Annotated in this window: 5 protein-coding genes and 1 pseudogene; all 6 read left to right on the plus strand. The window is 66.0% G+C overall.

Annotated elements, in window-relative coordinates:
- Positions 1-316 precede the first annotated feature (316 nt).
- A pseudogene (locus tag A5659_RS28165) lies at positions 317-2,104 on the plus strand (peroxidase family protein); the annotation flags it as partial.
- Positions 2,105-3,250 (plus strand): catalase family protein, encoded by a 1,146-nt coding sequence (locus tag A5659_RS28170; RefSeq protein ID WP_197497994.1) that lies wholly within the window; start codon positions 2,105-2,107, stop codon positions 3,248-3,250. It begins immediately after the preceding pseudogene.
- 133 nt (positions 3,251-3,383) lie between these two features.
- Positions 3,384-5,984, plus strand: a complete 2,601-nt coding sequence (locus A5659_RS12840) for a LuxR family transcriptional regulator (RefSeq protein WP_067181555.1) — start codon at positions 3,384-3,386, stop codon at positions 5,982-5,984.
- A gap of 1,128 nt (positions 5,985-7,112) precedes the next feature.
- Entirely contained in the window at positions 7,113-7,979 is an 867-nt protein-coding gene (locus A5659_RS12845; RefSeq protein ID WP_067181549.1) for a hypothetical protein, read from the plus strand.
- 191 nt (positions 7,980-8,170) lie between these two features.
- Positions 8,171-9,184 (plus strand): GH25 family lysozyme, encoded by a 1,014-nt coding sequence (locus A5659_RS12850; protein ID WP_067181552.1) that lies wholly within the window; start codon positions 8,171-8,173, stop codon positions 9,182-9,184.
- Between the two features lie 37 nt (positions 9,185-9,221).
- Positions 9,222-10,145, plus strand: a complete 924-nt coding sequence (locus A5659_RS12855) for a caspase family protein (RefSeq protein WP_067141778.1) — start codon at positions 9,222-9,224, stop codon at positions 10,143-10,145.
- Positions 10,146-10,224: the final 79 nt, after the last annotated feature.

Raw genomic sequence — 10,224 nt, forward strand, 5'->3', positions numbered from 1 at the left:
GAGTAGTCGACTACCCGTGCACGCCCGCCAATCCGTCGTTAGCGTTCGGGTCGTCGTGCTCCGTGGATGGATCCGAAGGGAGGCTCATGGGGTCAGCGAACTTCGCCGCCGCCCTACGGAACCACCGGCCGCATGCCCGACGAACTGTTAGTGTCCACTGCAGCTACCAACGGCAGACCACGAGCGGGGGCGCCGTGCGCGCAGCACGCGACGACACCGGCGCGTTCCCTAGGAAATGGCGGCGCGCGACGCTTCATCGCTGCTGCGCGGCCATCAGGAACGCTGCGTCAGCCGGATCCGTCAAGTGGAGGCAACGATGATGCTCGTCGATCAACTGGCGCGAGTGGCAGAGCTGACCGACCGGTGGATCGGATGGTCCCGGCTTCCCAAACCGTTAGGGCTCGCGGTCCTCATCGGATTGCGTGAGCAGCTGCGTGCCCACAATCTCTTCGACACCGGCCGCGGACCCGACGACCGGCCCCCACCCGGCGTCGACATCACTTCCTGCCGCGACGCCCGCACGCCGGATGGGACCAACAACGACCTGCAATACCCGCTGATGGGATCGTTGGGCAGCCGGTTCGGTCGAAACGTCCCCACCGAATTGACCTATCCCGAGGGACCCGACCGCATCATGGAGCCCAATCCGCGCGTGATCAGCCGGCGACTGCTGACCCGCGACACGTTCAAACCCGCCACCACGCTGAACTTGTTGGCGGCCGCATGGATCCAGTTCGAGGTCCACGATTGGTTCAGCCACGGCACCGTCAATGCCGATCCCTGGAAGATCCCGATCGAGGGTGCCGACCCGTGGCCCGAGCCAACGATGACGATCAACCGGACACCACCGGACCCCAGCCCTGACGCGTCGGGGCCGCCCACGTTCGTCACGCAGGACACCCACTGGTGGGATGGGTCCCAAATCTACGGCAACACAAAGGGATTCGCGGAGGGTCTGCGCACCGGCGAGCTGGGGCAGGTCAGGATCGACGACCTCGGCCTGCATCCGGAAGAGCTTGAGACCTACCTCGATCCGCACGGGGCGGTCCGGGCCAACTTCTGGGTCGGATTGGCGCTGCTGCACTCGCTGTTCCTGCGCGAGCACAACACCATCTGTCGCGAGCTGCACCAGCACTATCCCGAGATGAGTGACCAGCAGCTGTACGACAAAGCGCGCCTCATCAACGCGGCACTGATGGCCAAGATCCACACGCTGGAGTGGACCCCGGCGATCATCGCCCACCCCACCACCGAGTCGGCCATGCGGGCCAACTGGTTCGGGGTGCTCGGGCAGCACTTCGAGGAGCGCTTCGGTCGCATCACCCCTAACGAGGTGCTACAGGGCATCCCCGGATCGCCCACCAACCACGACGGCGTGCCGTACTCGCTGACCGAGGAATTCGTCGCCGTCTACCGCATGCATCCGCTGATCCCCGACGACTACACGGTGCGCTCGCTGCGGGACGACGACGAGCTGGCGCGCTACCAACTGCCCGACTTGTCGGTGCCCAACGTTCGAGAGCGCCTGGCGCAGTGGCCGGCCGACGACCTCTTCTACTCGATGGGGGTGGCTCACCCGGGCGACATCACGTTGCACAACTTCCCGATCCATCTGCAGGACTTCCACCGGGTCAATGACATTCCGATCGACCTGGCCGCCGCGGACATCCTGCGGATCCGCGAGCGTGGGGTGCCGCGCTACAACGCCTTTCGACGAATGCTGCGACTCAAGCCTGCCGCCAGCTTCGAGGAGCTCACCGACAACCCGGAGTGGGCCGAGGAGCTTCGCGAGATCTACGGCGACGTCGAACGCGTTGACCTCATGATCGGCCTGTACGCCGAACCCAAGCCGGCCGGTTTCGGGTTCAGCGACACAGCCTTCCGGATTTTCATCCTGATGGCCTCGCGCCGGCTACGCAGCGACCGCTTTTTCACCACCGATTACACCCCGGCGACGTACACCGAGGCCGGCATGGCGTGGGTACGGACCAACTCGTTGCGCACCATACTGATCCGGCACTTCCCCGCCCTGGAGCCCACCCTGCGCTCGGTCGACAATCCGTTCGCCCCCTGGCCAACCACGCAAGCGCGGCCGTCGACGCGGATCTCCCCGCCACCCACCACCGGGCGCCGCTATCCGCCGCCGCCCGGCGCGCAGCCCACCTACGTCCCCTACAGCGACGCCCTCGAACGGCCGGGCGCCGAGGAGGATCGTGAGATCGACGCAATCGTCAAGTCCTTGCACGGCAACAACGAGTGGGCGTACAAGAAGTTTCATCACGGCCTACGCGACGCCCACGCCAAGACGCTGGCCGTGCTGCGCGGTGAGCTCACGGTCTACCCGGACCTGCCTCCCGAGTTGGCCCAGGGCCTATTCGCCGAGCCACGCAACTACCCGGTGATCACCCGGCTGTCCACCACCTCCGGGGTGATCCGAAGTGACCAGATCCGCGGGGTGCACGGCCTCGCGGTCAAGGTGCTCCTTGACGAACCCGGCGAGCGCATCCTGGCCGACGATGACGCCGCCACACAGGACTTTCTGCTGGTGACCCACCGGGAATTCCCCTTCGCCGATGTACGGGCATACCTGCGCGTCGGCATGCCGCTGGCGTGGGTGTTGGCTCGACTGTCCGATCCCGCGCTGTCGGCTGTGGGTGCGCTGCTAACGGGCGCCAAATCGGTGCTGGCCCAGGTGGGGGTGTCGCTGCCCAACGCCGTGGAGATCTTCATCGAACCCAACACCCACATCCTCGGGCAGAACTTTTATTCGTCGGCTCCCATCCGATGGGGTGATCATGTCGCCAAATTCGAGATCGTGCCGCTGTCGGAATCGGTGACGACGCTGGCAGGCCAGCCCCTGCCGGCGGATGCGGGCTACGACGCCTACCGCAATCAGGTGTTCGACTTCTTCGCCACGAACAGCGCCGAATTTGAGCTGCGGGCCCAACTGTGCACCGACCTGACCAGGATGCCCATCGAGGACGCCACCGTACCGTGGCCCGAAGAACTCAGCCCACACATCGGGGTCGCCAAACTCAGCTACCCGCAACAGAACCCGGACTCCCCCGACCGGCGACGGTTCGGCGACGACGTGCTGTCCTACAACTCGTGGCGCGGCCTGGCCGCGCATCGACCGCTGGGCCCCATCAACCGCCTCAAACTCAAGGTCTACGAAGCATCCAGCACCTTCCGCCATGAGAAGAACGAGGTCCCCCTCCTTGAGCCAACTGTCGCCGACCTGCCCCGATAGCGGCGCCGGCCAGCTTCCCGCCTCCACCCGGGCCCACGCGGCGGAGGCGGTGAGCAGCGGGCGCAGCGTCAATTTGCGGTCCGCGGCCAGCTCCCTGGGCGACGGTGCGGATGCGGCCTTAGACTTTGCGTTCATGAGCAGCCAGTGGCAGTTGCTCGAACGCCCGCGGGAGCAGGCGACGATCCGCTGCGCGCTCACCGGCGACGGACAGCGTGGGGTCGTGCTCATCGGTCCCGCCGGCGTCGGTAAGACGACGCTCGCCCGCACCGTGGCCGCCACATTGCCGTCCGCAGTGCACTGGGCGGCGTGCACCGAGTCGTCCCAAACCATCCCGCTGGGCGCGTTCCTGCAGTGGGTGGGTTCCTCGGGCGCGCGCGACCCGATCGCGTTGCTGGCCGCGGCGCGCGAAAATCTGTTGGCCGGCGCCGAGCCGGTGGTCGGCGTCGACGACGCGCATTTGCTCGATCAGCTCTCGGCCACACTGCTGCACCACATCGCCGCCGAACGCGCCGGGCGCATCGTGGCCACGGTCCGGAGCGGCGAAGCCGTACCCGATGCGGTCACCTCACTCTGGAAAGACGGCTACCTGCAGCGGTTCGACCTAGAGCCGCTGTCGAAGGACCAGAGCATCGCGTTGGTCGAATCGGTGCTGGGCGGCACGTTGGAAGGCCTGTCCGCCGATGTCATGTGGACGGCCTCCGGGGGCAATCCACTGTTCTTGCGGCACATGGTCGAAGGGGCGGTCGAAGCGCGCACCCTGACCGAGGTCGACGGTGTCTGGCAGCTGCGCGGGCCCACCGCCGTCTCGTCCGGCCTGGCCGAACTGCTGGAGAACCGACTTGATCGTGCCGGTGCCGATGCGCTGGGCGCGCTGAAATATCTCGCGTTGTGCGAGCCGCTGGACCTCGACGCGCTCGTCGAGTTGGCCGGTGAAGACGCCGTGGACGCCGCCGAGCTGCAGGGGCTCGTCCGCATTGTGCGCGACGGTCCCGTCCTCAACGCGCGCATCAGCCATCCGCTGTACGGGGATGTGGTGCGCAAGCGCACGGGTACCGCGTCTGCGCGACGGCTGCGCGGGCGCCTCGTGTCGGTGCTGTCCGGCCGCGAGATCACCTCTGCGGCCGACCGGATCCGCCTGGCGCAACTGTCCGTCGACAGCGACCAGGTCGCCGATAACGGCCTGCTGGTCGCCGCCGCACGGGACGCTGTCTTTTTGGCCAACCTGCCGCTCGGGGAACGCTTGGCGCGCAGTGCAGTTGAGCACGGCGACGGGCTTCGCGCCGCCGAATTGCTCTCCCGCGCGGTGCTGTGGCAGGGGCGGCCGGCCGAAGCCGACGCGATCCTGGCGCAGTTCGAACCCGACGGCCTCGACGAGCTGCAGCTGGTTCGGTGGGGTATCCCGCGGGTGTCCACACTGTTTTGGTCGATGGGCGAAGTGGCACACGCCCAGGACATCCTGGCCGTGATGCGACAGCGGGTCACCCACCCCGCCCTGCGCCTTGTCGTGGAAGCCACTGGGGCGGCAATGGCGGTGCACCAGAACAAGATTGAGGAGGGCATCGCGGCCGCGGAGGCCGTCCTGGCCGATCCCACTGCCCCCGAGCAGGCCGTCGACTTCGCCGCGTTCGCCGCTGGCCTCGCCATGCCCGTCGCCGGGCGCGGCGCCAACTTCGAGCCGATCGCCGCACGGTGTCGCGCGGAACAGAAGCCCACCGACGGGATGATCCGTTGGATGATCCGGTACGGCGACATCCTGGCACTGGCGCACACCGGCCGACTGGATCTCGCCGATCAGCGGGTGGCCGACTACAGCAGGTTTTCCTCTCAGGGACAGTTCGTCGGCTGGGCGATCGCAAAAATCATGGCCGGCGTCGTCGCCGTCTACCGAGGAGACTTTCCTTCGGCCATCGCCTCATTCGAGCAGTCGCTCGCCGCGCTCAACGCCGAGAATTCCTTGCCGTGGCGGTTGCCGTGCCGGCTGCTGCTGGCCCGGGCGTATGCCGCGCTGGGCCGAACGGCCGAAGCCGAGCGGGTGCTCGCCGACGCCAACGAACACGCCGGCCCGCACCTCGCCTTGCACGAGCCGATGGCCATCATCGCCAAGTCGTGGCTCGCTGCCGCCCGCGGCGGTGAACGCACCGGAGTCGACCTGGCGCGTGCCGCCGCCGACACCGCCCATCGCGCAGGCCAATACGCGATCGAAGCCGAGGCCCTGCACCACGCGGCCCGCTTCGGGGACCGCACAGTCGCGGCTCGCCTGGGAGCGCTGGCCAAACAGGTCGACGGCACTCCGGCCCCGCTCTATGCCCGCCACGCGGCGGCGCTGGCCGGATCCGATCCGCGCGCCCTGGACACGGTGAGCATCGACTTCGAGAACGCAGGTCTGCTGCTCTCGGCGGCGGACGCCGCCGCCCAAGCCGTCGTGCTCTATGACCGCGCCGGCCATAACCGACACACCACCGAAATAGCTGCGCGGGCACTGCGACTCGCCGGGGTGTGCGGCGGCGCCACCACGCCGGCGATCCGGGCCGCGGCCCGGCCCCTTCCGATCAGCTCCCGCGAACGTGAGATCGCCGCCCTGATCGCCGAAGGCCTGTCCAACCGCGAGATCGCCGACAAGCTGACTGTGTCCGTGCGTACCGTCGAAGGGCACATCTACCGGGCCTGCATCAAACTCGACGTCTCCGACCGCGACGAGCTGGCGGCCATCGTCGCGTGCAATAAAACCGGCTGACCGGGTTGGTTGCGGCGACACTACTCCAGCTCGCTGGTCGGCGCCGAGGCGTCGTCGAGTAGTAGCCGGGCCTCGAGGGGCGCGGTCCCGCTCGCGCAGCTAGCCCGACCGCGCGGCGAGTCCCCGGTGTCCGGGATTCAATAGCGGCGGCTGCCCGTGAATTACGTTCGCGCGCCTAGTGTTTCGCGCATAACACCGGCCGCCGGCCGAAACGAGGGGCGCCCTGCGAACACCGGCCGCCGCTCCCGGATGTCTGATCGGCACCGCACGACCCCCATTTGCACATCGGGTAGTCGGCTACGCGTGTCCACAACACCGGTGGCTACCTAAGTTTCCTCATACACCAAATCCACGGGTACGAATCCAGCCCAGGGAGACGAAATGCTATTCAATCCAGCAACAGTGGCGCCACACCGTGACGCGCCTACCCTCGCGGCGCCCGTATGGGCCGACCGCGCATCCGCTTGCCCAGTGCCGTCGTATCCACCTGTTGTGGGGGATAAGGTGACGGCGACGCCGGCCGCCGGGGGAGCATCAAACACCAACCCCGCTTCCCCGGCGCCCGTTCTCACCAGCGCGCCCGAGGCGATGTCCGCCTTCGGGATTTCCGATGTCGCGTCGCAGGCCACTGCGCGCCGGCATCGCTGGATCATCTCGCTCAGGCATCGGTTGTCGCAGCGCTCAGACGCCCCGCGCCGATCCTATCCACCACGGCGCCCCGCCTACCTCGAGCGCGCCGCAATGGCTCGCGCAATGGAACGACTGTGAACGGCCTAACGGTCGCCGGTGAGGGCGTTTTCCTGGTCATGGTCAGCATCGGCACCTACCACCTCTCCACATGGCTGGAGCGCTGGGACTACAAGCGCCACCGCGAGGACTGAGGTGGCCCCCTCACCGGGCCGCAACACAGAAATCTGTTTCAGGATGATGACTTTCGATCGGTCCGCGGTACTGATCGTCGATGACGCTTTGGAGATGGGGCGACCGGTACTTTCTCAATCCGCGCGATTCGAGTAGTCCGCTACGCATGTTCCCCAACAAGAGCCGGCGTAGACCTAATCGCATCGACCCCGGGATTGCTCTCCCGACGATAAAACCTTCAACAACCTCAAAGAACGGAAAAGCGCAATGTCCAAATTGTCTCCAGGAACCTCGCAGGATCCTTTCGTCGCCTACGCCGACTGCATCCTCGAGGGAGGTACGCTCGCGTGGCGAAACAACAATCCGGGAAATCTGCTGCCGGGGAAACTGCCCTACAAGAACGCGATTGGCATCGACAAGCGTGGACTTGCGATCTTTCCCGACTACAACTCAGGATGGACGGCGCTGCACGACGTGCTGCGGTCCAATCTCTATGGCAGCCTTAGCATCACCGACGCAATGAAGAAGTACGCTCCGGCCAGCGACCCCCGCAACGATCCCGTCGCGTACGCCGCCCGCATTCACCAGCTGACCGGCCTCGACACCACCCGGCTCGTCAAATCGTTGAGCGATGACGAACTCCAGAAAATGATGGGCGCCATCAAACAGGTGGAGGGCTTCACCGTGGGCACGATTCACCACCCGACGGACTCCAACCTGACACCTCAACTGCGGGACCTCTTCGGCCTGACCAGCTCTTCAGACGCCTCGACCCCCTCCCACACGTCGGGCGACTCGAACACCGTAGCAGCCTCGGACGGCTCCGAAACATCCAGTGCTACGGACAGTTCCGACGCCTCGGACGCCTCAGACAGTTCCGACAGCTCCGATACCTCGGACAGCTCGGACAGCTCGGACACGTCGGGCAATTCCGACAGCTCCAGCTCGCCGGATAGCACGGACAACACGGACGGTTCCGAAACGACCGACACCACAGACAATTCCGACACCTCCGATACCTCCGATACCTCCGACACGTCGGACAGCTCGGACACGTCGGACAGCTCGGACAGCTCGGATGACTCCGGCTCGTCTGCAACACCGGAGCCGGAGCTCGCCGGCGCCGACAGCTAGGCCGACCGAATGGGTGGATGCACCCAGACGGTTAGGCCGCGGGTGCATCGTCCACCGGTAGGAGATCCGGTATCCCGCAGTGCCGGGTACCGGATCACCGGTCCGGACGGACCTCCCCGAAACCGAATACCTCGCCATAAATCCAGCAGCAGAACAACTTTCGCGCCCGACTCAGCGATCGAGGCATTGATATGACCGCACCTTGGGTCGTCGACCAGAACGACGACAACAGCGCCGACACCAACATCGACGACAGCACCGATACTTCGGGGGACACCGATAGCAGCACAGACACCGGTGGTGACGTCATCGGCGACTCCCCCAGCGATACAGCTCCGGACGCCGACGCACCCAGCGACTCGGGAATCGACCCCCTCGAAGCGCCGGAACCCGAGCCACAGAAGTCCGGTACGACAGGCCCCGACACCGGCGCCGACACCACCGCGAGGGACTCCTCGACAGGAGCGGACGCGCCGTCGGCTGACCCAGGGCCGCCCTACCTGATCGTCGACCAGTATTCCGGCGACAGCGGAATGAACCCGCCCTGGAGCGCGCTGGTTGCCCAACCGCAGTTCTACGGCGCCATCATCAAGGCGTGGGAAGGCAATACCTTCAACGACGGCGGATGGTTTGCGCAGAACTGGCCGGCGGTCAAAGATGCCGGCGGATCACGTTACGGCAGTAGCTGGTTCCGTGGCGCCTACCTGTTCCTCAAATTCGATACGGCCGGTGCCGATCAAGCCGCGGCGTACCTGCAGGCGGTCGACGCCGCCGGTGGGTGGGACCACGGTGACATCATGCCGATCATCGACGTCGAATTGGGCGGCGCGGCGAACACCAACCACCGTGCCAGCGCGCAGCAGGTAATCGACTGCGTCAGTGCCTGCGCACAGCAGCTCAAGTCCGAACTCGGAAGTCGCGTCATGCTTTACGGACGCGGCGCGATGCGCGACCTCGGCATCACCGACAAGATGGGCTGCGATGTGGCCTGGAACCCCAGCTACACCCCACAGATGGTCCGCCACGGCCTCGAGGCCTTCCAGCTCGACGAGATCGTCCTATGGCAGTACTGCGGCGACAACACGTCCTACCTTGCCGGCTATCCGCACACCGTTGCGGGCTTCAACAAGATCGACATCAGCGTGTTCGTCAAGGGCGCCGCACGGCCCACACTCGACGATCTCCGAAACGCCGTTCTCAAGTAGTACGGCTGTAAGCTACTGAAATCCCCAGGAGCACACCATGACACACCGAGCAGTCATCGTCGGAGTCAATGACTACACCGCCCAGACGAGCCTGCCGCCCGGCTGGTCGGTGAGCAATCTCAACCGCTCGCTCGACGACGCCGACGCGATGAACACGCTCTTGAGCCAGAGTTTCAATGCCACGGTCATCGCGTCATTGACGGACGGCGCCGCCACGCGTGACGCCATCTACGCCGCGATCAGGAACCTGCTCGCGCAGAGTGACGCTGGGGATGTGGCGACGTTTTTCTTCTCCGGCCATGGGGGCCGGCTACCGGCCGATGACTCAAACCCGCAGCGCTACTACGAATGTTTCATTCCCGCGAGCGGTGCCCCGATCACCGACCTCGATCTGCATGCGTTGGCCGACTCGCTGCAGCCATCCTTCGTCAACTTCACCGTGATCCTCGACAGCTGCAATTCCGGCGGCATCCATGAGGGCACGCCCGACGAGCCGGTGAAGTCGGCGACCTACTCCGCCGATGTCGTGCGGTCCTGCGTCAGCACGATGTCCACGATCGTGCCCTGCGGCGTCCTCATCGACCCGGGGAGCACCGCATTCGACGGCAACGTTTCCCACGTCGTCGGCCAAGGCAATGGCGTGGTTTGCAGTGTCGACGACAACAAGGCTCTCGTCGCCGGGTCGAAATCGTGCGTGGTGGCGGCATGCCGATACGACGAGTCGGCGTGGGAGGCCGATACCCACAGCGCGCTCACCCAGGCATTGGTCAACGTCGTCGCGGCGTCGGGCGCCGACATCAGCTATCTCGATCTGATCGACAAACTTCGCGACGAGGTACAGAACCAGCTCGGCAGGTCGCAGACACCAACGCTGTTGGGCCAGCAGAACCGCATGGACGAGAACTTCCTCGCCGGCTGGAACACCTCCAAACCCGAGCAGTTCGATTACGCTGCCACCTGATGCCCGCCGAGCGGGGCGCGGATCACTGGGGTGTCATCTTGAGGCGTTCGCGTTGGTCCACCCGCGCCCCGGATTGATA

Origin of the sequence: Mycobacterium sp. 1165196.3, from assembly GCF_001673415.1 — a bacterium.
GTDB classification, from domain to species: domain Bacteria; phylum Actinomycetota; class Actinomycetes; order Mycobacteriales; family Mycobacteriaceae; genus Mycobacterium; species Mycobacterium europaeum_A.

Coding starts and splice junctions, on each gene's coding strand:
- A5659_RS12840 (WP_067181555.1), top strand. CDS start 3,384: ATGAGCAGCCAGTGGCAGTTGCTCGAACGCCCGCGGGAGCAGGCGACG.
- A5659_RS12845 (WP_067181549.1), top strand. CDS start 7,113: ATGTCCAAATTGTCTCCAGGAACCTCGCAGGATCCTTTCGTCGCCTAC.
- A5659_RS12850 (WP_067181552.1), top strand. CDS start 8,171: ATGACCGCACCTTGGGTCGTCGACCAGAACGACGACAACAGCGCCGAC.
- A5659_RS12855 (WP_067141778.1), top strand. CDS start 9,222: ATGACACACCGAGCAGTCATCGTCGGAGTCAATGACTACACCGCCCAG.